Genomic DNA, 24,301 nt, shown 5'->3' with positions numbered 1-24,301 from the left:
ATTTTTTGTTGTGTTGTGTGTTGTTAAATCTAGTGTTGTATCAAGAAAAAAAAATCCGCAGTCGAAACTGCGGATTAAAATTAAGATAATTCTATATCAAATTGTGTTAATTCTTTAAAAGCTTGTAAGCGCACTTTAACTTCTTTTACTGTAAGCTCTTGCATGCGTTCTGTACCAAACTTCTCTACGCAGAAAGAAGCTAAATTAGAACCGTAGATAATTGCATTTTTCATATTTTCAAAAGAAATATCTTCTGTTTTTGCTAAATACCCACAAAAACCTCCTGCAAAAGTATCTCCTGCTCCTGTTGGATCAAAAACTTCTGCCAACGGTAAAGCTGGTGCGAAAAACATTTTTCCTTCATTAAACAATAAAGCGCCATGTTCTCCTTTTTTAATAACTACATACTTAGGTCCCATCGCATGAATTTTCTTAGCTGCATTTACCAAAGAGTATTCTCCAGATAATTGTCTTGCTTCTTCATCATTAATAGTAATTACATCTACTCTTTTTAAAACGGTATGCAAATCATCTAAAGCAATGTCCATCCAAAAATTCATAGTATCTAAAACTATCAATTTTGGCTTTTCATTCATCTGATCTAAAACAGATGCTTGCGTTAATGGGTGTAAATTTCCTAACATTACAATACCAGCATCTTTAAAATTTTCTGGTACAACGGGTGTAAAGGTTTCTAAAACATTTAATTCTGTAATTAGAGTATCCCTAGAATTCATATCATTATGATATTTTCCACTCCAGAAAAAAGTTTTTCCATTTTTATCAACCTCAATTCCATCGGTATTAATTCCTTTAGAATTCATCATTTCTAGGTACGAAGCAGGAAAATCTCCTCCAACAACAGAAACAACGCCTGTTTCTACTCCAAATTGAGATGCTGCCAAACCTACAAAAGTTCCAGAACCGCCTAAAATTTTATCTGTTTTACCAAAAGGTGTTTCAATAGCATCAAAAGCTACAGTACCAACTGCTAATAATTTACTCATTTCTTAGATTTTATGCGTAATTTTGTATCTTACAAAAATCGCTTTTTAAAAGTGCAAAAATAAGTTTTAAAAATGACTATTAAAGAAATACAAGAAGAAATTATTGACGAGTTTTCTATGTTTGATGATTGGATGGAACGCTATGAATATATCATAGAACTTGGTAAATCTTTACCTATTATATCTGAGCAACATAAATTAGATGAAAACTTAATAAAAGGTTGCCAATCTAAAGTGTGGTTATATTCTGAATTAGATGCTGATAAATTAAAATTTACTGCAGATAGCAATGCAATTTTAACCAAAGGAATTGTGGCATTATTATTGCGCGTATTCTCAGAACAAAAACCAGCAGATATTTTAGCTGCCGAAACCACTTTTATAGATGAAATTGGTTTAAAAGAACATTTAAGCCCAACAAGAGCAAATGGATTGGTTTCTATGGTAAAGCAAATAAAAATGTATGCAATTGCACAACAAACAAAACTAGCAAATTAAGAAATTACATAATGACAGATAAAGAATTAGAAGAAATTGGAGACAAAATTGTAGCAGTTTTAAAAACAATTTACGATCCAGAAATACCTGTAGACATCTATGAATTAGGTTTAATTTATGATGTTTTTGTTTCTGAAGAAAACAATGCTAAGATATTAATGACCTTAACATCACCAAATTGCCCTGTAGCAGAAAGCTTACCTGTTGACATTGAAGAAAAAGTAAAGTCTTTAAAAGAAATTAACAGCTGTGAGGTAGAAATTACTTTCGACCCAACTTGGACGTCAGAAATGATGAGCGAAGAAGCAAAGTTAGAATTAGGAATGCTTTAAAAAGTATTCAATATATCAGTATTCAATATAATTTTGAATACTGATATCATTTAGATCAGGAACAAAAAAGAATCTTAACTCTGAAACTAATAACAAAAGATGGCAAAAGAAATTATAAATAGAGTTGCAAATAGCAAACTAAAAACATTTGATCTTGAGGAAATTTATCCCGAAGGAAAAAGAGTTGTGTTTGATATTAAAGACTGGCTATTTGAAGAGCTTATTTTAAAAGAAAAAGACTTTAGAGCATCTGTTAAAAACCACGATTGGTCTCAATATAAAAATTGTTTTGTTGCCATAACTTGCTCTGTAGACGCTATTGTTCCTTCTTGGGCTTTTATGTTAATCGCTGCAGAAATAACACCTTTTGCTAACAAAGTAGTCATTGGAGATTTAGAATTATTAGAAACAGTCTTATATCAAGAATTATTAAATTTTGTAGATTTAAAAGATTTTACAGATTGCCCAGTAATTATTAAAGGATGTGCAGAAAAACCAATTCCTAATTCTGCCTTTGCTTTTTTAATTGCAAAATTACAACCTATCGCTAAGTCAATTATGTTTGGTGAAGCTTGCTCTACGGTACCTTTATATAAATCAAAAAAATAATTTTTTGTTTTAAAAGATAACATTAATTTAAATTTAAATTCATAGTGAGAAGATTACTCCTTCTTTTTTTAATTCTCTTAGCCTCAACTTCCTATTCACAGAAGAAGAAACATGACACCCTACCCAAACCTAAATGGAAAATTAATGGAAGGTTTGCTTTTATATTTAATCAATCTTCATTTTCTAATTGGGCTTCTGGTGGTCAAAATACAGTTGCAGGAAATATTGATGTGAATTACGATTTTAACTACAAGAAAAAAAATGTAAACTGGGATACTAGAATAATTACCGGTTATGGTTTAAGTCACATTAACGAAAAAGGCTATAGAAAAACAAATGACCGTTTTGAACTAAATACACTTTTAGGAATAAAAACGGCAACTTACTGGTTTTTGTCTTTTATTGGGAATTTTAAAACTCAGTATACAAAAGGGTATGATTATAAAAAGGAGCCTAAATTATTAGTTTCAGAATTCTTGTCTCCTGCTTACTTAACTTTTGGACCAGGAATGTTATGGAAAAAATCTGATGATCTTCACTTAAACATTGCACCCGCAACTGCTAGGTACACATTGGTAAGTGACTTTTTCTCAGGAAAATACGGTGTAGATGAAGGAAAAAACACTGCATTTGGTTTAGGTTTTAACTTTTCTGGATATTATAAATTTGGTGTAATGGAAAATGTTGAGATGGAAAATATCCTAACAATGTATTCAGATTATTTAGCAAATGTTGGTAATGTAGATTTAGATTATCAAACAAATATTCATTTTAAGGTAAATAAAAGCATTAAAATGCACATGTCTTTTCATACAATTATCGACGATAATTCTTCTAGTAAAATACAGTTTCGACAATTATTTGGCTTGGGTTTAAATTATAGTTTCCACGAAAAAGTGACTTATTAATAATTTCTTGTCTAAAAACAATAAAAGTGTATTTTTGCACGCTAAATTAAAAAATAGACAAAATGAAAAAATTATCAATCTTAATTTTATTAGTATGTATTAGCTTTTCAGCAAAGGCTCAAACTGCTGACGAGTTAAAAAAAGAACAAGCTCCTAAAAAAGCAAAAATAGCTAAATTACAAGGAGAAGTAAAAGCCATTCAAGCAAAAATTGATGCACTTCCAGGTTGGAAAAAAGGTGCTTTTGGTACCATAGGAGGAAGTATCTCTGGTTTTAACAACTGGTACTCTAGAACTGCACCTACTGCATCTGCTGGTAATATTGGTGTTACTGTAAATGGTTTCGCTAATTTAATTGAAGAAGATTTTTTCTGGAGAAACTCTGCCGCAGTTAATTTAGGTTGGGTAAAATTAGACGAAAAAGGTGTTGCTGGAGACGAAGGTTTTGATACAGCTACAGATGTTTTTACAATTTCTTCTTTGTATGGTAAAAGATTAAATAAAAAATGGGCACTTTCTGCTTTAGCAGAATACAGAACTACCATAATAGATAATTTTAATGATCCTGGGTATTTAGATTTAGGTGCTGGTTTAACTTGGACGCCAACAAACAGCTTAGTTGTTGTAATGCATCCAGGTAACTACAATTTTGTTTTTAGCAGTGGAGATACTGTTTTTGAATCTTCTTTAGGTGCAAAAGTTGTTGCAGATTACACGGAGAAATATGGAAAACTAAGTGTAAAGTCTAATTTATCTATTTTCCAAAGTTATAAAACTTCTGATTTATCTAACTGGACCTGGACAAACTCTTTTGGGTACACAATCTGGAAAGGAATTGGAGTTGGGTTCGAATTAGGTTTGCGTAAAAACAAACAAGAAGCTTTAAATAATGCTTTAATTGATTTCCCTACAGAAACTTTTGATACTGTAGATAATAAATTACAATCTTACTACTTATTAGGTATGAGCTATGCGTTCTAAATAACACAACAATATTTCAAACGAAACCTCAAGAAGAAATTCTTGAGGTTTTTTTATTTTATGTAACTTTGCATTTCAAACTAAATTGCTCATGACTTTATTAATAATTTTCGCAACTATTTCTATATTCTTTTCATTTCTGTGTTCTATTTTAGAAGCTGTTTTACTGAGTATTACACCTACTTTTATCAACCTTAAAAAAAGTGAAGGTGCAGAATATGCAAATCAATTAGAAATATTTAAAAAAGACGTAGACAAGCCCTTAATTGCTATTTTAACAATTAATACCGTTGCACATACTGTTGGTGCTATTTTAGTAGGTGTACAAGCGAAAGTTGCTTATGCAGAGATTTATGGAACTGAAATAAAAACTATTTTCGGAATTAAAGTTACAGAAGACGTTATGGTAGGAATTGTTTCTACAGTAATGACGATTCTTATTTTAGTAGCATCTGAAATAATACCAAAAACAATTGGTGCTACCTACTGGAAACAACTAGCAAACTTTACTTCTAAGGCGTTAAACATAATGATTTTTCCATTAAAATGGACAGGAATTCTTTGGGTTTTACAATTAACAACAAAACTAATTGGCGGTAAAGGACATGGAAGTATTTTAAGTAGAGAAAGCTTTTTAGTGATGACAGAAATGGCTGAAAAAGATGGTGTTTTCAAAGAAAATGAAAGTAAGGTTATTCGAAATTTGTTAGGTTTTAAAGAGGTAAAGGTAAATGATGTAATGACACCAAGATCTGTTTTAGAAATTGCAGATGAGACACAAACCATTGGTTCTTTTTACAATGAACATAAAAAATTACGTTTTTCTAGAATTCCTGTTTTTTCTGAAAATCCAGACGCAATTACCGGTTATTTTTTAAAAGATAATTTACTCGAAGCAATGATTGATGGTAAAAGCGAACAAACCTTAGCTTCTATAAAAAGAGATATTATTGTTACAGAGAGAGAGCTATCGATTCCTGATTTGTTTGATAAATTAATTAAAGAAAAAGAGCATATTGCTATGGTGGTTGATGAATATGGCTCTGTAAGCGGAATTGTTTCTCAAGAAGATGTGATTGAAACGTTATTGGGTTTAGAGATTATGGACGAAAGTGATTCTGTTGCAGATTTACAAGCACATGCTAGAAAATCTTGGGAAAAACGTGCTAAAAGAATGGGAATTATTGAAGACGAAGACAATAAGTAATATATTATTATAAGAAAACTTCAAAGACTATTGACAGTATGTCTTCTCTACTTAATTCTCTTTATAAATTAATTACCTACAAAATCATAAAAATCTTGTAGGTAATTAAAATGTTTTTTTTTTAAAATTAAGGATTAGAATAACCTATTCCTCCTCTTTATATTCATAATATAAAAAGTCATTGTAAGGAAAACGTTCTGTATGAATTTTCTTTACTTCTTCATACGTAACCTCCTTAAAATCTTCTAAATTTTCTTTGTTTAAAGCAGAAATAAAGATTGAAGTTTCGTCCTTATCATTCATCCAAGTTTTCTTCCAATCTTCTAATGTAAAATGTACTTTGGTTCTTTCGGTAACAATATCATCATCTTCAATGGTTTCATGCGAATATGCATCAATCTTATTAAAAACCATTAAAGTAGGTTTGTCTGCACATTTAATATCGTCTAAAATAGAATTTACGGAAGCAATATGATCTTCAAAATTAGGGTGTGAAATATCTACAACATGTAATAATAAATCTGCTTCTCTAACCTCATCTAATGTAGATTTAAAAGATTCTACCAATTGTGTTGGTAGTTTTCTAATAAAACCAACGGTGTCTGTCATTAAAAACGGAATGTTCTTAATTACCACTTTTCTAACGGTTGTATCTAAAGTAGCAAACAATTTATTTTCTGCAAAAACATCACTTTTACTAATTACATTCATCAATGTAGATTTACCAACATTGGTGTAACCAACTAAGGCAACACGTACCATTTTTCCACGATTTTTTCGCTGAACTGCCATTTGCTTATCTATTGTAAGCAATTTCTTTTTTAGTACATCTATTTTATCACGAATAATACGTCTGTCTGTTTCAATTTCTGTTTCACCAGGACCACGCATTCCGATACCTCCTTTTTGCTTATCAAGGTGTGTCCAAAGTCTTGTTAATCTTGGTAATAAATATTGACATTGTGCTAATTCTACCTGTGTTTTTGCAGAACTTGTTTGTGCTCTTTGTGCAAAAATATCTAAGATTAAATTGGTTCTGTCTAAGATTTTACAATCTAAAACTTTTTCTATATTTCGTATTTGTGCTGGCGACAATTCGTCATCAAAAATAGCGGTACCAATACCATTAGACTCTATATAAGCTCTTACTTCTTCTAATTTTCCAACACCTAAAAAAGTTTTAGGGTTTGGTTTTTCCATCTTTTGAACAAAGCGTTTTACAGTAACTCCACCAGCTGTAGTTGTTAAAAACTCTAACTCATCTAAATACTCATCAGATTGTGTTTCGTTTTGTAATTGTGTAATTACACCAATTAAAACTGCTTTTTCTGAGATTGCCTCTTTTGCGTCTATCATAGATTACAAAAGTACAAACTATTCTTCTCTTTAAAGCATAAAAAAAACGGTAACAAAAGCTACCGTTAAATTCATTAATTCAAATTCAAATACAAAAAGTTTACAACGTTTTCTGCGAGACAAAATTAGTTTTAAAATTGAAATATAGTTGTTAAAAGTATATTAAGAAAACTATTACTTTGTGTTAAAAAATAGGTTTATCACAAAACCACGCTTATTTATTGAAGTAAAGTAAAAAAGTATAATATTTACAATTACTAAAAATTTATAATCTATGTTTCCATCTATTACATCATTAAAACAAAGTGATAAAATAACAACTATTGGCTTTTACAATGTTGAAAACTTATTTGACACAGTTGATGATCCTAAAACTTTTGATGACGACTACACAACAGATGGAAAAAGAAAATGGACTGACAAACGCTATCGAATTAAAATTAAAAAATTAAGTTCTGTAATTTCTAAATTAGGATTGAATCGCTCTAAATATCCACCAGCAATTGTTGGTTTGGTAGAAGTTGAAAATGCAAAAGTGGTTTCCGATTTGGTATATTCTTCGAATCTAAAAAAGCATCATTATGGTTTTGTACATCACGATTCGCCAGATGAACGTGGTATTGATGTTGCGCTTTTGTACAACAAACAGTTTTTCGAACTTTTAACTTCAGAAACCTTTCCTGTGTTTTTAAACAATGATGAAGGCGAAAGAGACTACACCAGAGATATTTTAAAAGTAACTGGAAATTTACGTGGCGAATTGGTACATATTTTTGTAAATCACTGGCCCTCTAGAAGAGAAGGTATTGTAGAGAGTGAACCTAAAAGAGTAATAGCTGCAGAAACTGCAAGAACTATTATTGCACAAATTAAAGGCACTCATTTTGATGCAAAAATTATTGTAATGGGAGATTTTAATGATAATCCAACAAGTAATAGTGTAAAAACGTTGGTTTCTGATGATTTTATAAATCCGATGGAGAGTATTTTGAATCCAGAAAAAAGAGGCTCTTTAACCTATAATGGCAAATGGAATTTATTTGACCAAATTCTATTTTCTAAAAACTTTCTAGAGCAAAAAGAAGGAAAACTTCACTTTAAACATGCAGAAGTTTTTAATAAAGAATGGTTGAAGATTTTTAAAGGTAAATTAAAAGGAAGTCCGTTTAGAACCTATATTGGGCCTTGGTACCAAGGTGGCTTTTCAGATCATTTTCCAGTATATGCTTTTTTAAAAAAGGAAGATTAATCTCTTTCTTTTCCCTGTCCTTTAAAAGCTTTCATTAATTTTTCGTCGTTTAAGATATATTTCTTGTATTTACCATCTCTATATCTGTAGTAAATAAAGAATGGCATAAATAAAAACGAAAAATAGAACACACTTAAACCCATTACAATTTGTGCTTTTTCGTGTTCTGTACTCACAAGATACAACCCAGTAGTCACCCAAATAATAAAGATAACAAACATTATTTTTAACGCTAATTTCATATTGCAAAACTACAAAAGTTCTATCTTTAATTTTTAAAAAAGACACGAATTTCACAAATTATATATTAAAATTATAATGTTTAAAACGATATCTGTTGTATTACTTTTAACTAGCTTATCTTTAATTTCTTGTAAAACTGACACAAAATCAGAAAAAATGAATACAAAAATTGTGATTGCACATAGGGGTGCTTCTGGTTATTTACCTGAACATACAATGGAAGCGAAAGCGATGGCTTTTGCCATGAATGCTGACTTTATTGAACAGGATTTAGTGTTAAGTAAAGACGATGTACCTATTGTAATTCATGATATTTATTTGGATGATGTTACCGATGTTGCTACAAAATTTTCGGACAGAAAAAGAAAAGATAACCGGTATTATGTAATTGACTTTACTTTTGAAGAATTACAAACTTTAGCAGTTACCGAACGTTTTAACCCAAAAACTGGCGAACAATTTTATAAAAAACGTTTTCCGAAAGAAAAAGGGAGTTTTAAATTGCATTCCTTACAGCAAGAAATAGAAATGATACAAGGTTTAAATATTGCTACAGGGAAAAAAATTGGTATTTATCCTGAAATTAAAGAACCAGAATTCCATAAAAAAGAAGGAAAAAACTTAACAGAAATTGTTTTAAAAGTCCTTTCTAATTATGGTTACAAAACTAAAGAAGACAACTGTATTTTACAATGTTTTGATGCAAAAGAATTAGAACGAATTCGTGTAGAATTAAAATCGGAATTATTTTTAGTACAATTAATGGAGTTTTCTGAAGATTCTAAAAAATTAAAACATTTTGCAACCTACGCAAACGGAATTGGACCTTGGTACAAGCAAATTTTAGACAAAAAAGTAGATGGAAAATTCACATTTACTTCTTTGGTTTCTGATGCGCACAAGTTGGGTTTAAAAGTGCATCCTTATACTTTTAGAGCAGATCAGTTAGCAGAATTTCATTCTTTTGAAGAGATGATGGAAACGCTCTTAATTGAAGCGAATATAGATGGTGCTTTTACAGATTTCCCAGATTTGGTTGTTGCTTTTTTAAAGAATAAAAGTTAGCAAACCAGTTTAGCCCTGATTGAAACGGCATCCTTTTTATTACTATATAAATAAGCGTCATTGCGAGGAACGAAGCAATCTGTTTTTAGTTTTACACTGCTGTTTTTAACACTAAATAAATCTCTAAAAACAACTAATAAAAAGATATAGTGGAAAGCAGGAAATAGCTTCTAAAAAAAAAACTTAACTTGTAACTTCTATCAACTTATTTCTATAAGCTGTTAGTAATTTAGATTTAGAAATAAAGCCCACATATTTTCCGTCTTTAACAACAGGTAAATTCCAAGCATTGCTATCTTTAAACTTCTTCATAATCTCTGTCATTTTATCCTTATCTACTTGAATAATTTCTGGTGGGTTTTGCATCACATCTCTTGCAAAAACAGTTTTATATAAAGTTTGATCGAACATTATGGGTCTTAAATCGTCCAATAAAATAATACCAATTAATTTTTTATCCTTTTCGCTAATCACAGGAAAAATATTTCTATTCGATTTTACAATCGCCTTTTTTATCATGTCCTCTAAACTCATATCAGGATAAATAGACACAAAATTATTTTCTATAACAGCATCAATATCCATTAAAGTTAACACTGCATGATCTTTGTCGTGTGTAATTAACTCTCCTTTTCTACCTAATTCCATGGCATACACAGAATATGGGTGTACGTATTTTGCAATTGAATAGGCAATTGCAGCCGTTAACATTAAAGGAATAAAAAGCTCGTAACCACCGGTAAGTTCTGCAATTAAAAATATAGCGGTTAAAGGTGCATGTAAAACTCCTGCCATTAAACCAGCCATACCAACTAATGTAAAGTTACTTTCTGATACATTAGAAATACCTGTGGTGTTAATTATTTTAGCCACACAATTTCCCATAACACTTCCCATAAAAAGTGTTGGTGCAAAGATACCTCCTACTCCACCAGCTCCAAAAGTTAGTGCACTTGCAATTATTTTAAAGAAAACTAAGCCGAACAATAGTAGAATAACAACCCACACATTTGTTAGATCTAGGTTCATAAAATTGTTTTGTAAAGCTTCTTCTGGGTTTCCTGCAAGAAGACTGTTAATTACCTCAAAGCCTTCACCATACAAAGGTGGAATAAAATACACAAGAACGCCTAAACCAATACCACCAATTAAAAGTCTTTTTATTGGAGAAGCTATTTTATCGAAGAAATTCTGAATGCGATCATAAACCTCTGTAAAATAAATAGAAACCAAACCTCCTATTACACCTAAAATTATAAAAAAAGGAACATCTGTTATTTTAAAAGCATCTTCAATTTTAAAAGGAAGTAAAACATCTGACCCAAAGAAGAAATAAGATGTAATAATTGCAGACAATGAAGCTAAAAGTAAAGGTAACATAGAAGCAATTGTTAAGTCTAAACTAAATACTTCAATAGCAAATATAATTGCTGCAATTGGCGCTTTAAATATAGATGATAATGCACCTGCCGCTGCACAACCAATTAACAAACTTCTTGTAGCTTGGTTTAGATGAAACAACCTCGCAACATTAGAACTTATTGCAGCTCCTGTAGCTACTGTTGGCCCTTCTAAACCAACCGAACCACCAAACCCCACGGTAAGTGGCGCTGTTAAAACAGATGCCACCATTTGATACCGTTTCATAATTCCTTTTCTTTTTGATATCGCAAAAAGTGTAGATGGAATTCCGTGACTTACCTTATTTCTAATTACATATTTTATAATAAAATATACAATTGTTAAACCTATAATAGGAAATAGAAAGTAAAAAGCATTGTGGTAATAGCGTACTAGATTTCCTTCTAAAAGATGTTGAAAAAAGTGTGTTAAATTCTTTAGAATAACAGCACCAACTCCGGCTAAAAAACCTACTAAAATACTTAAAACATATATAAACTGACGTTGAGATATGTATTTATATCTTAATAGTAGCATTTTTTTTAAGTACTTATTTTTAACTGACATTATTAATTTTGTGCTTTTTTAGATAAAACATCTGTTCCTAAATAAACATTGTCTTTATTAAAATACCAAGCTCTATTTTTTGGCATTTTTACATCGTTTATTGTTTCTAAACCTGATAATAAAATGTATTCTCCATCGTTTTTAGTTTCGTCTTTAAAAAACTGATAGACTTCCATCGCATAATTTTTAGGGTTGAAATAAAAGTACCAAGTATCTTTACCGACTTCCTTAGAATACGTAACTTTTAAAACCAAATACTCTTTTCCATTGAAGGTTTTCTTTGCTATTTTCTGATGAATAATAGTCCCTTTATCTTTTAGCTTCATTGGTAAACCATACAAATACGTATAATAATTTTTATACATTTTTGCGCGTTCGCAACTTAAATTATGCTTCTTTTTTAACGCATCAGACGGATTAGTGTTTCCATTAACAGCCAAACTACAATCTCCTTTATGTACTGCAAATTCTGTAATAATAGTGTCTCTCACAGCCTTTATAAAAAAATATTGTTCTGGTAAGTTTATACGTATTCTACTTTTTCTTGGTGTATTTTTTGGGGTTTCCATAATAACAAAAAGTTCCCCTTTAAATGTTTCCCAATTTCCATTTGGATCGTGAAATTGAATTGCTTTTTCTAACAATTCATTACCTGTTATTTTCTGGGAAAAAGAAATTATTGAAGTAAAAAGTAGTAGAAGTGTTATAATATATTTCATAGATTAAAAGTAAGTAAATTTTAAGACAAAAAAACCTCACAGGTTTTAGATACTGAAACAAGTTCAGTACAGGCCTGTGAGGTCTATTTATTTTAAATTTATTTTTTATTCCTGAATATCCAATTTCAAGCTTAACTCTTTTAATTGATCATCATCAATAAATGCAGGCGCATCTATCATAACATCACGTCCAGAATTGTTTTTTGGGAATGCAATAAAATCTCTAATGGTTTCTTGTCCGCCTAAAATAGCAACCAATCTGTCCAATCCGAAAGCCAAACCACCATGAGGAGGCGCACCATATTCAAAAGCATCCATTAAGAAACCAAATTGTGCTTTTGCATCAGCATCAGAAAAACCTAAATGACGCAACATGGTTGCTTGCATTTGTTTATCGTGAATACGAATAGAACCACCACCAATTTCATTACCGTTTAAAACCAAATCATAAGCATTTGCTTTTACGGCTCCAGGATCTGTATCTAACAATTCCATTTGCCCAGGTTTTGGCGAAGTAAACGGGTGATGCATTGCATGATAATGCCCAGTTTCTTCATCTAACTCTAATAATGGGAAATCAATCACCCAAAGAGGTGCAAATACTTTAGGGTCTCTTAAACCTAAACGCTCTGCTAATTCCATACGTAAAGCGGATAATTGTGCTCTTACTTTATTGGTGTCTCCAGATAAAACACACACTAAATCACCGGGTTTTGCACCTGTAACTTCAGCCCATTTTGCTAAATCTTCTTGATCATAGAATTTATCTACAGAAGATTTAAACGTTCCGTCTTCGTTAACTCTAGCATAAATCATTCCTAAAGCACCAACTTGCGGACGCTTTACCCACTTGATAATATTGTCTATTTCTTTTCTTGTATACCCATTTCCCCCAGGAACTGCGATACCAACAACCAATTCTGCGCTATTAAAAACAGCAAAATCTTTATGTTGTGTAACTGCGTTTAACTCGCCAAACTCCATTCCAAAACGGATGTCTGGTTTGTCGTTTCCGTACAATTTCATTGCATCGTCATATAACATTCTAGGAAATTTATCCACTTCAACATTATTTACTTCTTTAAGTAAGTGACGCGTTAATCCTTCAAAAATATTTAAAATATCTTCTTGCTCCACAAACGCCATTTCACAGTCAATTTGTGTGAATTCTGGTTGTCTGTCTGCACGTAAGTCTTCATCTCTAAAACATTTTACAATCTGAAAATATTTATCCATTCCACCAACCATCAATAGTTGTTTAAATGTTTGTGGAGATTGTGGTAAAGCATAAAACTGACCTTCATTCATACGAGAAGGCACCACAAAATCTCTAGCACCTTCTGGTGTAGATTTTATTAAATAAGGAGTTTCAACTTCGATAAATTCTTGGTCAGACAAGTATTTTCTAACTTCCATCGATACTTTATGACGGAAAATTAAACTATCCTTTACCGGATTTCTTCGAATATCTAAATACCTATATTTCATTCGAATATCTTCTCCACCATCCGTTTTATCTTCAATAGTAAAAGGAGGAGTAACAGATGCGTTTAAGATTTCTAATTTAGAAACCAACACTTCTACATCTCCAGTAGCCATTTTAGAATTTTTTGCTTCTCTATCAATTACAGTACCTGTAACCTGTATTACAAACTCTCTACCTAAAGACTTTGCTTTTTCCATCATTTCTTTTGGCGTACGATCTTCGTCAAAAATTAGTTGCGTAATTCCGTACCTATCACGTAAATCTACCCAAACCATAAAACCTTTATCGCGGCTTTTTTGTACCCAACCTGCTAAGGTTACTTCTGTATTTATATGCGATGCTCTTAACTCGCCGCAAGAATGACTTCTATACATTTCTTTTCTTTTAATGTGCTGCAAAATTAATCATTTTCTATAGAATATGAGTTTTTTGGGCGTTCATTTCTAAAGAGAAATGCCCCGCTTTTCGCACTCGCTTTTTTTAAACAAAAAAGAGCTCAAACAAATGCTGCAATCGGTAACGCAGAATCCGTCTAAATCTTTGTAAATTTGCGTTATGAGTGTCATTAATATTCAAGAGAAGTTTAAGTTATTTTCAGATGTTTGGTCTCCAAAGAAAGTGGGCGAGTTAAATAATCAGCAAATACTACTAGCAAAATTAAAAGGAGCATTCGTTTTTCATAAACACGACAATGAAGACGAGCTTTTTATGGTTGTAAAAGGAACTTTAGATATTGAGTTAAGCGATAAAACAGTCACTCTAAAAGAAGGCGAGTCTTACATTGTACCAAAAGATGTAGCACACAAACCCGTTGCAAAAGAAGAGGTTCATGTTCTATTATTCGAGCCTTTAAGTATAAAACACACTGGTGATGTTATTGCAGATATTACTGTAGAAACGTACGAAAGCATTTAAGAAATTATGAGTAAATTATATTTAGTGCCAACACCAATTGGTAATTTAGAAGACATGACTTTTAGAGCCATTCGTATTCTAAAAGAAGTCGATTTTATTTTAGCAGAAGACACACGCACAAGCGGAAAGCTTTTAAAACATTTTGAAATTGCTACACAAATGCACAGTCATCACATGCACAATGAACATCGATCTATACAAGGTGTTGTGAATAGAATTAAAAACGGAGAAACCTGCGCATTAATTTCAGATGCTGGAACGCCCGCAATTTCAGATCCTGGTTTTTTACTAACAAGAGCCTGTGTAGAAAATAATATTGAAGTAGATTGTTTACCTGGTGCAACGGCTTTTGTACCTGCTTTGGTAAATTCTGGTTTGCCAAACGATAAGTTTATTTTTGAAGGTTTTTTACCTGTTAAAAAAGGAAGACAAACTCGGTTTTTATTATTAGCAGAAGAAACCAGAACGATGATTTTTTACGAATCGCCTCATAAATTAGTAAAAACATTAGGGCATTTTGTAGAGTATTTTGGCGCAGACAGACAAGTTTCTGTATCAAGAGAATTAACAAAAATGTTTGAAGAAACCATTAGAGGAACTGCAACCGAAGTTTTAGCACATTATACGAACAAACCTCCAAAAGGAGAAATTGTTGTGATTGTTGATGGGAAGAAGTGATTAATGTAATAATTTATCAATTTTAAAATATAGCAGTGTCTGTTCTAGCGCAGTCGAGAACTTTATAAAAACCTCCTGAATCTGAAAAGGAGTCATAAGTTGATTATTTCTAATAATTTAATGATTTTTTCATATTGGAAAATAAATAATAAAATCAAAACAACTAGAAATAAAATTGCAATAAAAAATATTGGGCGAATTACTTTAAACACAATCAAGCGAACTGATTTATAAAAGTACTTACCTTTTATATTTGAAAGTATATAAACTGATTCCATAAATTAGTTACTTAAAAATTTATTTAAAATCCATTCAAAAAAGTGAGATACACTTTCTGCTTCTAACCTAAAAGCTAATATAACAAGTACTATTAGACAAATAAGTCTCCAACTTAAAGTTGGGATTGGTATGTTCAAGGTTTTGTTTTTATTTTTCCCCATAATTTCTAATTTTATTCTGCTAATTTAATTTTCTAATGACATTTTCATAAGACATGTAATTTTCCTAATAAAACCAAGGTTTTTGACTTTTGCAGAAAAGTAATACTCAAAAATATATAACTTTCAATATTTTTATGAGAAAATAAGATGTTGCATTCCGTAGTTTCAGTCATTTTATTATTTCCCAAAACTATGTGTAAATTAAATTTTAAAATAGGATAGCTTTTCTGAACCAGATAAAAATCTCGTAAACAAAGGGCTTTTGGGTAAAAAACACTTTTTTTCAATATAGAAACTCAATATAAAGGGCCATATTTTATTACTTTCCTAATATCAGACCTCACAGGTTTTTAAAACCTGTGAGGTCTATCGAAATTCATTAATATTGTATTGCTACTAAAAGTAGCTTTTAGAAATGAGTTTTTTAGCGATTAAGGAATCTATAATACCTCTGCAAGAGACTCTTTTTAATTCTTCGTTCGGAATGACAAAAAGATTATTTTTACACTATTCAAATACTTTATAATTTATGATCATTCAACAATTCAAAACCAAACTAAAAGTAAATCCCACAGAAATTACATTTGTAGAAACGATGCAAGTAATTGAGGACAACTACAATTTTACTCCAACTACTTTTACAAATGGAGAGCTCAAAAATAACGCAGGAGAAAATATTGGTTCTTGTAAATTATTTGCATTTGCAAAACATCAAAAATTAACAAAAGAAGAAACATTATTTTGTTTTGGCGAGCATTATAAAAATGTTTTAGAAGATAAAAATGGAACTTCACATCAAAATATTAGAAACTTTATAAAAACGGGTTTCGAAGGTTTGTCTTTTGGAAGTGACGCTTTAGCTACAAAAAGTTAATCGGAAACAGAAAAAATGCTTTTTATCAAATACATTCTTGCTATTATTATATTCTTCTGTAAACAATTTTATTCTTTTTATTAAAAGTATAACAGTCCATAATTTTAGCATACCAATTAAGAATAAGGCCTATTCTCTTGTATTTTTGGTAGTATATTCAAACTATTATGAAAAAGAAGCATTATAATGTATTTGTAATTGGAAGTGGCGTTGCAGGACAAACTGCGGCTAAAATTTGTGTAAAAAACGGATTATCTGTAGCTATTGCAGACAAGCAATCTTTTGGTGGAACTTGCGCCATAAGAGGTTGTGATCCTAAAAAAGTGATTTTACAATTTGTAGATATCCTCAAAAAAACGGAACAATTAAAAGGTTTAGGAATAACCAAAATACCTGAGATAAGCTGGAAAGATATTCAGCGGTTTAAAAATCAGTTTACGAAACCAGTTCCTAAAAGTACAGAAGAAAATCTTACTGAATTAGGAATTGATTTGTACCATCAATCTCCAAAATTTATTAGCAAAAATGAAATTTCGGTGGAAGGAAAAATAATTTCTGCAGATAATTTTGTTATCGCTTCTGGCTTAACTCCTAGAAGTCTAAACTTTAAAGGCGCTCAACTTTTAAAAACTAGCGACGAATTTTTCAAGCTAAAAAAAATACCAAAATCTGCTACTTTTATTGGTGCAGGTTATATTGGTATGGAGTTCTGTTTTCTCTTAGCTACATTAGGTTGCAAAGTAACAATGATAGATAACGGTAACAATGCTCTATCTCAATTTGATTCTTTTTTAACGGATAAATTAGTTGAGAATATGAAGGAAAATGGCGTGGAATTCTATTTTAATTCAGAAATTGAATCCATAGAAAAGTTAAGAAAAAATGTTCAAATTAACTTCAAACAAGAATCTAAAAAGAAAGTTATAAAGTCTAACATTGTTTTTAATACTTCTGGTAGAATTCCTGCAACCAAACTTTTAGACTTAGAGAAAGCAACTATTAAAAGTGATGAAACAGGAATTATTGTAAACAATTTTCTTCAAAATGAAACTAATAGAAATGTTTATGCTTGTGGAGATATTTCTAGTAAATCTTTGCCTTTAACACCACTTTCTGGCCTGCAAGGTCATATCGTGGGAAACAATATTGTAAAACAAGAATCGAAAGAATTTACAAACCCTTTAGTGCCTTCTGTCGTTTTTACATATCCTAATTTGGCAAGTGTTGGTTTGTCTGAAGAGCAGGCAAAAAGTCGATTAAAGAACATAAAAGTTTACAAAGGAGATGCAACTCATTTTTACAATGCAAAAAAAGGAAATGAAAAAGTGTATGCTTATAAAATAATTATAAATGAAAGAACAGATGTAATTGTTGGTGCTCATTTATTGAGTTCTGAGGCAAATGAATGTATCAATATTTTTATGATTGCAATAGAGAAAGAGATGACAGTTTCTGAATTTAAAAAACTTATTTTTACATACCCTTCTTATTCAAGTGATTTGAAAAATATGATGAAAGATTCTTAGGCTTCATGAAAAAATTATTATCAGAAATAAAACAATGTAGCATTTGCGAACCCTATTTAGATTTGGGTGCAAATCCTGTTGTTAGTGCTCATAAAAATTCTAAAATTGTAATTATTGGTCAAGCCCCAGGAACAAAAGTACATGCATCTGGAATTCCTTGGGACGATGCAAGCGGAAAACAGTTAAGAAAATGGCTAAATGTTTCTGATGAAGATTTTTACGATGTAGAAAAGTTCGCCATTGTACCTATGAGTTTTTGCTATCCTGGAAAGGGAAAAAGTGGCGACAAACCTCCAAGAAAAGAATGTGCTCCGCAGTGGCATCAACAATTATTTGAGTTAATGCCAAATCTTCAAATGATCATTTTAATAGGAATGTACGCACAGAATTACTATTTAAAAGACAATGCTAAAAGAACGCTAACTGAAACAGTAGACAATTATCCTGCGTATTTACCCAAGTATTTTGTAATGCCGCATCCATCACCTAGAAATCGATTTTGGCTAGTTAAAAACCCGTGGTTTGAGAAAAATGTAGTTTCTGAATTGCAAAAAAGAGTTGCTACAATTATCAATTAAATAAACTATTTTTATGACTTCTAAAACCGAAGTCATGTTCAAAAAAATAATTCCGTTCTTATTTATTTCTATCTTTTTAATCCATTGCAAGAAAGAGCAATCTTTAAAACTCTCTTCCTCTAATTATGCTGATGTAATTAACAAAGAATTTACTGGAGATTTAGCTTTTGAAACCACTTCTTTTGTAGAAAAATATTGGCGTGTTGTTGGTAATACAGGTTTTAATAAAACCATCTATAAAATTGCCGAAGAGCTAGAAAAAGAAGGGTATGTTTTAGAAGAAGATGCTACTGAAAATACTATTTTAACTTATAGGATAGAAAAACGTCCGCTTAAAAAACCAACTTGGGAATCTGTTGATGCAACTGTAAAAATTGAAGGAGAAAGCGAACCTTTATTACAACACGCAACTAATAGTAACATGATTGCTTTAAATTCTTACAGCACACCAAAAGAAGGAGTTTCGGCAGAAGTGATTTATATTAAAGACCTTAAAAATCTACCAGAAATTAATGTTGAGGGAAAAATTGTGTTTGCAGAAGCGAGTCCATATCTAGTTTTTAAAACTGCAATTACCAAAGGAAAAGCAGCTGGAATTATCACGTATAATAATCCTGATTATTTACAACCAGAAAAAAATACAACCTCTATTCAATTCCGTTCAATTCCTTTAGACACCGTAAACAAACCTTGGGCAATTGCCATGTCTTTCGCTGCAAAAGAGCGTTTAAAAAAATCTTTAGAGAAAGGAAAAGTGACTTTAAACGTAAAAGTGGAAACAAATATTTATCCTTCAGAAGAATTAACAATTATTGCAGATATAAAAGGAAACGAAAAGCCAAAAGAACGTTTGGTTTTTAGTGCACACATTCAAGAACCTGGTGCAAATGACAATGCAACTGGCGTTGGCGTTGCTTTAGAAATGGCTTCGTTAACAGCAAAATTTATCAATCAAAAAGAATTTCAACCAAAAAGAACTTTAACGTTTTTATGGGGAGATGAAATTATTTCAACAAGAAGGTATGTACAAGAAGATTCTATTAGAGCTAAAAACATAAAATGGGGAATTTCTTTAGACATGGTTGGTGAAAACACTGAAAAAACAGGCGGAGTTTTCTTAATCGAAAAAATGCCAGATCCTAGTGCAATCTGGACGCGTGGAAATGACAAACACACAGAATGGGGCGGTTCTAAAATGAGTTTAGACCAAATGAAACCGCATTATTTAAATGATTTTTTAATTGATAAATTTATAGCACAAGGTAAAAGAGTAAATTGGCAGGTTAGTACAAATCCGTTTGAAGGAGGAAGTGATCATGTACCCTTTTTAAGAAATGATATACCTAGTGTTTTATTTTGGCATTTTACAGACCAGTTTTATCACACAGACAATGATAGGATAGATAAGGTTTCTAAAACCACTCTAAAAAATGTTGGTACAACTGCTTTAATTTCTGCATACACATTATTAAATGCTGATCAAAAAACAGCTACATCTATTTTATTCAGTTTAGAAGAAGCTGCTAAAAATAGATTGAACGAAGAGTTAAAACAGAGCAAAATTGCAATTAATAAAGGTGATTCTCTAAAGACTCAAATTGCAATTATTAGTGCGTGGAACAATTGGTATCAAAAATCTTTTGAAACGACTTTAGATATGGTAAAAGAAAATACACTATTAGAAGAAAATATTTTGAATTCTCAAAAATTAATTGATTCAATTTCCAATACCATCATAAATAAATTAGAAAAGAATTAAAGAGAAATTTTTAATTTTCGCTTTTCTATTTTTTGATACATTTTGTTAAAAAACTTTTTCCTTTTTACAGAAGCTTCTCCAGAAATATTTGTAGAATACTCTAATTGTGTTCTCAAATGCTCTTCAACTTGATCTGTTGTATTCTCATCTGTAACTTTAAAATAAGTTAAATTTGTATATGGTATAAAAGCTTTTTTCTCTGTATCTGCTTTCATTAACACCGTATTTAGGAGTGAGATTAGGTTATTATGATACAATTGAAACTTATTCTCTCCCTCTTTTCTTTTTTGATTTTCGGCTTGATCTTCTATCGATTTTAATGATTCTATTAAACCGTCTGCGATAGAAAGAGCTTCATTTTTTGCAGTTAAACCAACTTCAAAGAAATATTCTATTTGATTTAATACTCTATCTATAGTAGAGTCATTCCAAATTTCTACTAGAAATACTTTTTCATATTCATTTAAAAAATCATCATACTTTCTTAAAATCTCTTCTGAGGGTTTAAATTTAGAAAATGAGATTCTTTTTAGATTATTATCTCTACTTAACATATTAATCAATAGAAAAATTCTAAACTTTTTAAATAAACCGTTATCTGTATGATATAATGGAAAGTCTTTAGCACAATTTATAATTTGACCATTCTTAGAATTTAAAATAGTACGAATTTCCATTTTAGAATTATTAAAAAAAGATTCTAAAAAACTATCAGAAATAATTGAATGTGTTTTTTCAACAGTTATTTTTCTAACTCCATTCTTTTTTTTGTCTAACAATTCATTCAAATCAAAATTATAATGTTCCGATAAGACTAAAGCTTCTTTTAGTGTAAGTACAGTTTTCCCTTTTACCCTTCTATAGGCAGCATCATAATTGATATCTAACACACCTGCAACATCATCAACTAAAGAAATTTTTTCCGGTAATCTTTCTTTGATAAATTTAAATATTTTTTGTTCTTCAGTTTTCATGAGGTCTTTCAATCAATTATCTCAAAATCTACAAAAAATGAAACTAAATTTTGTAAATTTCGCAATAATAAAACTTTATCGTTTTACTATATTTGAGGTTAAATTTGAAGAGGTTGGGGGACCTTAATAATTTAAGATAAGCCTTTTCAATAAATATTGAAAAGGCTTTGTATTTTTTGTATGGTAAATATAGTAGGTTTCGGTTGTTTTACAATTAAAATATTTCATTTTTTTAAACATGTTTTCCAACTTCAAATCCATGTTTTCCTAAATATTGTTTTCCGCTGTCAATAGCATCTTCTTCTAAAGTTGTTCCCATAGAGTCATTCCATCTGTTTAAGTACCCAAAAAGAGAAATTACGCCCAACATTTCTACAATTTCTCCTTCATTCCAATACTTATGTAGCGCTTCCTTAATTTTAGCATCTACGGCATTTGGCACCATAGAAGCCGCCAAAGAAAAATCTAACGCTGCTCTTTCTGCTTCAGAAAAAGCAGCGTGCGTTTTGTAGTCCCAAATATTATCTAGTTGTTCTTGCTCTGCACCATATCGTTCTGCAGCTCTAATTGCGTGCGCTTGGCAATATCGACAACCCGTTGCATTACTAGAAACCCAAGCAATCATCCTTTTTAAAGCAGATGTTACGCTACCTTCATTTGCCATAACTGCCTTGTTTAAATTGATAAAAGCTTTAGAAATGGCTGGCCTACGTTGCATTGTTAATACCGAGTTTGGACAAAAACCCAAGGTTTCATTAAAAAATGTTGCTAATTCTTTTGTTTCTAAATCATGCGCTGCAGAAAGTGGTGTTATTAATGGCATATTTTTGTTTATTTATAAAATTATCGAATTCTATTTTTCTAACTTTACCATAAATATAACTTTTAATATGGAAATCAAACTACATTCTTACAACCTTGAGTTAAAACATACATTTACTATTTCTAGAGAATCTCATGATTTTCAACCAGCATTAATTGTTGAGTTAATTTCTGATGGGATTTCTGGCTTTGGTGAAGCAACATCAAACCCATATTATAATATTACAGTGGATAAAATGATGCAACTTATTTCTGAAAATAAAACTGCAATAACTTCTTTATCAAATGAAAAACCTGAGGTATTTTGGAAAAAACTACAGCCTATATTTAAAGATAACATGTTTGCATTATGCGCTCTAGACATAGCTTTTAATGATTTACAGGCTCGTAAAGAAGGTAAGAAACTATATGAGGTTTGGGGTTTAAATATTGATAAAAATCCAATGACAGATTATACTATTGGTATTGATTCTATAGATAAAATGGTTGCAAAAATGAAAGAACTTCCTTGGCCAATTTATAAAATAAAGTTAGGTACAAAAGATGATATAAAAATAGTAACAGCATTAAGAAAACATACAGATGCTATTTTTAGAATTGATGCAAATTGTGGTTGGACTGCAGATGAAGCAATTGAAAATTCATTTAAATTAAAAGAACTTGGTGTAGAATTTTTAGAGCAACCTTTAAAAGCAGATGATATAGTAGGAGCCAAGAAATTATATGAAAATTCTGCATTACCAATTATTGCAGATGAAAGCTGTATTGTAGAAAGTGATGTTGAAAAATGTGCTGGTTTGTTTCATGGAGTAAATGTGAAGCTTACAAAGTGTGGTGGTGTAACTCCTGGTAAAAGAATGTTAGAAAGAGCAAAAGAATTAGGGTTAAAAACAATGGTGGGTTGTATGACAGAGTCTTCTGTTGGAATTTCTGCGATTGCACATTTATTACCATTATTAGATTATGTAGATATGGATGGGAGTCTATTACTTAAAACAGATATAGCAACAGGAGTTACCATAAATAATGGAGTTGTTTCTTATGCGGATAAAAATGGAACAGGTGTAACTTTACTTTAAATATGCAATTAGATAAAGCCCCGAATACAACTGCTTTTACAAACGGAATTGAATATTTATATTTCAGCGGAACTTCTTATTTAGGAGTTACAGCATTGCCTGAATTTCATGAAGTCATTTTTAAGAATATTAAAAACTGGGGAAGTGCCTTTGGAAGTTCTAGAAATGCAAATATTAAATTAAGTATCTACAAAACAGCAGAGGAATATTTAACTAATTTTTTTAAAACGGAAGATTGTGTTACCGTTTCTTCAGGTACTTTTGCTGGCTTTTTAACACTTTCTACTTTAGAGAATATAGTAGATTCTTTTTTCTACATGCCAAAAACACATCCTGCAATTTTACCTAAAAATGCACTTCCTGTTTTTGAAGACAAACGTCTAAATAACCTTCTTCTTAATACTGAAAAAGAAACAATTTGTATTGTTGTTGATGCAATTGCTGCTTTAGAAACCAAACCTTTTAATTTTGATTTTTTACAAGAAATTTCATCAGAAAAAAAAGTAATTCTTTTAGTTGATGAATCTCACAGTTTGGGTGTTTTGGGTGAAAATGGAAACGGTATTTCTTCTAAAATTAAACCAAATGAAAACATCGAAGTTATTAGTGTTTCTTCTTTAGGAAAAGCTTTTGGAGTTAATGGCGGTATTATTGCCGGAAAGGAGAACATCATCAATTTAATTAAAGAGAATCCGCTTTTTATAGGAAGTGCACCTATGAATCCTGCTTTTTTAGCAAGTTTTTTAAACGCGCAAGAATTATATAAGAGTCAATTTCTAAAATTACAAGAAAATTGCAAGTATGTTTACGAGCAGCTTAAAGATTTAAAGAAAATCACTATTTCAGAAAACTATCCTGTTTTCTATGTGAATGATGAGAAAATTGCTAAATTTTTAGCATCAGAAAAAATAATTATTACTAGTTTTTACTATCCAACATCAATAAAAAAAATTAATAGAATTGTATTAAACGCAAATCATACAAAAGAACAGTTGGATTTTTTGATAAAATTAATTAAACCTTAAAACC

The 24,301-nt window shown here is 30.7% G+C and carries 24 protein-coding genes; 16 read left to right on the top strand and 8 right to left on the bottom strand.

The genetic code is table 11. The annotated features are described in order from the left end of the window. Positions 1-80: 80 nt before the first annotated feature. A complete protein-coding gene (locus CW731_RS12500) occupies positions 81-1,007 on the bottom strand; it encodes a PfkB family carbohydrate kinase (protein WP_100947038.1) in 927 nt (308 codons plus the stop codon). A gap of 72 nt (positions 1,008-1,079) precedes the next feature. Between CW731_RS12500 and CW731_RS12495 the strand changes: the two genes are divergently transcribed. The 6 genes from CW731_RS12495 (at position 1,080) to CW731_RS12470 (ending at position 5,541) form a co-directional block, all read left to right on the top strand. Beyond that, complete coding sequence (locus CW731_RS12495; RefSeq protein WP_100947037.1) at positions 1,080-1,505, top strand: SufE family protein; 426 nt, start codon at positions 1,080-1,082, stop codon at positions 1,503-1,505. An 11-nt stretch (positions 1,506-1,516) separates the two neighbouring features. Then, entirely contained in the window at positions 1,517-1,837 is a 321-nt protein-coding gene (locus tag CW731_RS12490) for a DUF59 domain-containing protein (RefSeq protein WP_100947036.1), read from the top strand. Positions 1,838-1,936: 99 nt separating this feature from the next. Further along, the gene (locus CW731_RS12485; RefSeq protein ID WP_100947035.1) at positions 1,937-2,446 is read left to right on the top strand and encodes a DUF2480 family protein; all 510 of its coding nucleotides are present in this window, start codon (positions 1,937-1,939) and stop codon (positions 2,444-2,446) included. A 44-nt stretch (positions 2,447-2,490) separates the two neighbouring features. Further along, the gene (locus CW731_RS12480; RefSeq protein WP_100947034.1) at positions 2,491-3,354 is read left to right on the top strand and encodes a DUF3078 domain-containing protein; all 864 of its coding nucleotides are present in this window, start codon (positions 2,491-2,493) and stop codon (positions 3,352-3,354) included. Positions 3,355-3,416: 62 nt separating this feature from the next. Then, complete coding sequence (locus CW731_RS12475) at positions 3,417-4,334, top strand: DUF3078 domain-containing protein (RefSeq protein WP_100947033.1); 918 nt, start codon at positions 3,417-3,419, stop codon at positions 4,332-4,334. Between the two features lie 91 nt (positions 4,335-4,425). Beyond that, positions 4,426-5,541 carry a CNNM domain-containing protein gene (locus tag CW731_RS12470; RefSeq protein ID WP_100947032.1) on the top strand — a complete coding sequence of 372 codons (1,116 nt, stop codon included), beginning with the start codon at positions 4,426-4,428 and terminating at the stop codon, positions 5,539-5,541. A 144-nt stretch (positions 5,542-5,685) separates the two neighbouring features. Here CW731_RS12470 and hflX read toward each other — a convergent pair whose 3' ends face one another. Further along, positions 5,686-6,897, bottom strand: coding sequence for a GTPase HflX (gene hflX / locus CW731_RS12465; protein WP_100947031.1), 1,212 nt, complete (start codon positions 6,895-6,897; stop codon positions 5,686-5,688). A 274-nt stretch (positions 6,898-7,171) separates the two neighbouring features. On the opposite strand from hflX, the gene CW731_RS12460 reads away from it, so the two are divergent. Continuing rightward, complete coding sequence (locus tag CW731_RS12460; RefSeq protein ID WP_100947030.1) at positions 7,172-8,146, top strand: endonuclease; 975 nt, start codon at positions 7,172-7,174, stop codon at positions 8,144-8,146. On the opposite strand, the gene CW731_RS12455 is transcribed toward CW731_RS12460, so the two are convergent. Continuing rightward, on the bottom strand, positions 8,143-8,388 hold the full coding sequence (locus tag CW731_RS12455; RefSeq protein ID WP_100947029.1) for a hypothetical protein: 246 nt from the start codon (positions 8,386-8,388) through the stop codon (positions 8,143-8,145). The genes CW731_RS12460 and CW731_RS12455 overlap by 4 nt on opposite strands. A gap of 76 nt (positions 8,389-8,464) precedes the next feature. Here CW731_RS12455 and glpQ point away from each other — a divergent pair, with 76 nt between their 5' ends. Further along, positions 8,465-9,454, top strand: a complete 990-nt coding sequence (gene glpQ / locus CW731_RS12450; protein ID WP_100947028.1) for a glycerophosphodiester phosphodiesterase — start codon at positions 8,465-8,467, stop codon at positions 9,452-9,454. Between the two features lie 183 nt (positions 9,455-9,637). Here glpQ and CW731_RS12445 read toward each other — a convergent pair whose 3' ends face one another. The 3 genes from CW731_RS12445 to aspS form a co-directional block, all read right to left on the bottom strand. Continuing rightward, positions 9,638-11,392, bottom strand: a complete 1,755-nt coding sequence (locus CW731_RS12445) for a chloride channel protein (protein ID WP_232734671.1) — start codon at positions 11,390-11,392, stop codon at positions 9,638-9,640. 32 nt (positions 11,393-11,424) lie between these two features. Beyond that, positions 11,425-12,141, bottom strand: a complete 717-nt coding sequence (locus CW731_RS12440; protein ID WP_100947026.1) for a DUF6503 family protein — start codon at positions 12,139-12,141, stop codon at positions 11,425-11,427. A 105-nt stretch (positions 12,142-12,246) separates the two neighbouring features. Then, positions 12,247-14,001, bottom strand: coding sequence for an aspartate--tRNA ligase (gene aspS / locus CW731_RS12435; RefSeq protein WP_100947025.1), 1,755 nt, complete (start codon positions 13,999-14,001; stop codon positions 12,247-12,249). Between the two features lie 181 nt (positions 14,002-14,182). Here aspS and CW731_RS12430 point away from each other — a divergent pair, with 181 nt between their 5' ends. The 6 genes from CW731_RS12430 (at position 14,183) to CW731_RS12405 (ending at position 20,397) form a co-directional block, all read left to right on the top strand. Beyond that, positions 14,183-14,542 carry a cupin domain-containing protein gene (locus CW731_RS12430; RefSeq protein ID WP_100947024.1) on the top strand — a complete coding sequence of 120 codons (360 nt, stop codon included), beginning with the start codon at positions 14,183-14,185 and terminating at the stop codon, positions 14,540-14,542. A gap of 6 nt (positions 14,543-14,548) precedes the next feature. After that, positions 14,549-15,220: a 16S rRNA (cytidine(1402)-2'-O)-methyltransferase gene (rsmI, locus tag CW731_RS12425; protein ID WP_100947023.1), complete on the top strand. Its 672-nt coding sequence runs from the start codon at positions 14,549-14,551 to the stop codon at positions 15,218-15,220. Positions 15,221-16,189: 969 nt separating this feature from the next. Continuing rightward, a complete protein-coding gene (locus CW731_RS12420; RefSeq protein ID WP_100947022.1) occupies positions 16,190-16,534 on the top strand; it encodes a HopJ type III effector protein in 345 nt (114 codons plus the stop codon). A gap of 167 nt (positions 16,535-16,701) precedes the next feature. After that, positions 16,702-18,060, top strand: coding sequence for an NAD(P)/FAD-dependent oxidoreductase (locus CW731_RS12415; protein WP_100947021.1), 1,359 nt, complete (start codon positions 16,702-16,704; stop codon positions 18,058-18,060). Between the two features lie 5 nt (positions 18,061-18,065). Then, entirely contained in the window at positions 18,066-18,638 is a 573-nt protein-coding gene (locus CW731_RS12410; protein WP_100947020.1) for a uracil-DNA glycosylase family protein, read from the top strand. A gap of 34 nt (positions 18,639-18,672) precedes the next feature. After that, positions 18,673-20,397: a M28 family peptidase gene (locus CW731_RS12405; protein WP_100947019.1), complete on the top strand. Its 1,725-nt coding sequence runs from the start codon at positions 18,673-18,675 to the stop codon at positions 20,395-20,397. Here CW731_RS12405 and CW731_RS12400 read toward each other — a convergent pair. Continuing rightward, the gene (locus CW731_RS12400; protein ID WP_100947018.1) at positions 20,394-21,371 is read right to left on the bottom strand and encodes a hypothetical protein; all 978 of its coding nucleotides are present in this window, start codon (positions 21,369-21,371) and stop codon (positions 20,394-20,396) included. The two genes, CW731_RS12405 and CW731_RS12400, sit on opposite strands and share 4 nt — an antisense overlap. Before the next feature lie 232 nt (positions 21,372-21,603). Continuing rightward, positions 21,604-22,194: a carboxymuconolactone decarboxylase family protein gene (locus CW731_RS12395; RefSeq protein WP_100947017.1), complete on the bottom strand. Its 591-nt coding sequence runs from the start codon at positions 22,192-22,194 to the stop codon at positions 21,604-21,606. Positions 22,195-22,261: 67 nt separating this feature from the next. Here CW731_RS12395 and CW731_RS12390 point away from each other — a divergent pair, with 67 nt between their 5' ends. Both CW731_RS12390 and CW731_RS12385 read left to right on the top strand, forming a co-directional pair. Beyond that, entirely contained in the window at positions 22,262-23,272 is a 1,011-nt protein-coding gene (locus tag CW731_RS12390; RefSeq protein WP_100947016.1) for a dipeptide epimerase, read from the top strand. A gap of 2 nt (positions 23,273-23,274) precedes the next feature. Beyond that, positions 23,275-24,297: an aminotransferase class I/II-fold pyridoxal phosphate-dependent enzyme gene (locus CW731_RS12385; RefSeq protein WP_100947015.1), complete on the top strand. Its 1,023-nt coding sequence runs from the start codon at positions 23,275-23,277 to the stop codon at positions 24,295-24,297. Positions 24,298-24,301 lie beyond the last annotated feature (4 nt).

This window comes from Polaribacter sp. ALD11 (assembly GCF_002831685.1).
Lineage (GTDB): Bacteria > Bacteroidota > Bacteroidia > Flavobacteriales > Flavobacteriaceae > Polaribacter.
The sequence above is the reverse complement of the archived record's forward strand: the minus strand, read 5'-3'. Positions and strand labels throughout refer to the sequence as shown.

Excerpts from the sequence above, each read along its gene's own strand:
- CW731_RS12500 (WP_100947038.1), bottom strand. The coding sequence starts at position 1,007 with ATGAGTAAATTATTAGCAGTTGGTACTGTAGCTTTTGATGCTATTGAA.
- CW731_RS12495 (WP_100947037.1), top strand. The coding sequence starts at position 1,080 with ATGACTATTAAAGAAATACAAGAAGAAATTATTGACGAGTTTTCTATG.
- CW731_RS12490 (WP_100947036.1), top strand. The coding sequence starts at position 1,517 with ATGACAGATAAAGAATTAGAAGAAATTGGAGACAAAATTGTAGCAGTT.
- CW731_RS12485 (WP_100947035.1), top strand. The coding sequence starts at position 1,937 with ATGGCAAAAGAAATTATAAATAGAGTTGCAAATAGCAAACTAAAAACA.
- CW731_RS12475 (WP_100947033.1), top strand. The coding sequence starts at position 3,417 with ATGAAAAAATTATCAATCTTAATTTTATTAGTATGTATTAGCTTTTCA.
- CW731_RS12470 (WP_100947032.1), top strand. The coding sequence starts at position 4,426 with ATGACTTTATTAATAATTTTCGCAACTATTTCTATATTCTTTTCATTT.
- hflX (WP_100947031.1), bottom strand. The coding sequence starts at position 6,897 with ATGATAGACGCAAAAGAGGCAATCTCAGAAAAAGCAGTTTTAATTGGT.
- CW731_RS12460 (WP_100947030.1), top strand. The coding sequence starts at position 7,172 with ATGTTTCCATCTATTACATCATTAAAACAAAGTGATAAAATAACAACT.
- CW731_RS12455 (WP_100947029.1), bottom strand. The coding sequence starts at position 8,388 with ATGAAATTAGCGTTAAAAATAATGTTTGTTATCTTTATTATTTGGGTG.
- glpQ (WP_100947028.1), top strand. The coding sequence starts at position 8,465 with ATGTTTAAAACGATATCTGTTGTATTACTTTTAACTAGCTTATCTTTA.
- CW731_RS12445 (WP_232734671.1), bottom strand. The coding sequence starts at position 11,392 with ATGCTACTATTAAGATATAAATACATATCTCAACGTCAGTTTATATAT.
- CW731_RS12440 (WP_100947026.1), bottom strand. The coding sequence starts at position 12,141 with ATGAAATATATTATAACACTTCTACTACTTTTTACTTCAATAATTTCT.
- aspS (WP_100947025.1), bottom strand. The coding sequence starts at position 14,001 with ATGTATAGAAGTCATTCTTGCGGCGAGTTAAGAGCATCGCATATAAAT.
- CW731_RS12430 (WP_100947024.1), top strand. The coding sequence starts at position 14,183 with ATGAGTGTCATTAATATTCAAGAGAAGTTTAAGTTATTTTCAGATGTT.
- rsmI (WP_100947023.1), top strand. The coding sequence starts at position 14,549 with ATGAGTAAATTATATTTAGTGCCAACACCAATTGGTAATTTAGAAGAC.
- CW731_RS12420 (WP_100947022.1), top strand. The coding sequence starts at position 16,190 with ATGATCATTCAACAATTCAAAACCAAACTAAAAGTAAATCCCACAGAA.
- CW731_RS12415 (WP_100947021.1), top strand. The coding sequence starts at position 16,702 with ATGAAAAAGAAGCATTATAATGTATTTGTAATTGGAAGTGGCGTTGCA.
- CW731_RS12410 (WP_100947020.1), top strand. The coding sequence starts at position 18,066 with ATGAAAAAATTATTATCAGAAATAAAACAATGTAGCATTTGCGAACCC.
- CW731_RS12405 (WP_100947019.1), top strand. The coding sequence starts at position 18,673 with ATGTTCAAAAAAATAATTCCGTTCTTATTTATTTCTATCTTTTTAATC.
- CW731_RS12400 (WP_100947018.1), bottom strand. The coding sequence starts at position 21,371 with ATGAAAACTGAAGAACAAAAAATATTTAAATTTATCAAAGAAAGATTA.
- CW731_RS12395 (WP_100947017.1), bottom strand. The coding sequence starts at position 22,194 with ATGCCATTAATAACACCACTTTCTGCAGCGCATGATTTAGAAACAAAA.
- CW731_RS12390 (WP_100947016.1), top strand. The coding sequence starts at position 22,262 with ATGGAAATCAAACTACATTCTTACAACCTTGAGTTAAAACATACATTT.
- CW731_RS12385 (WP_100947015.1), top strand. The coding sequence starts at position 23,275 with ATGCAATTAGATAAAGCCCCGAATACAACTGCTTTTACAAACGGAATT.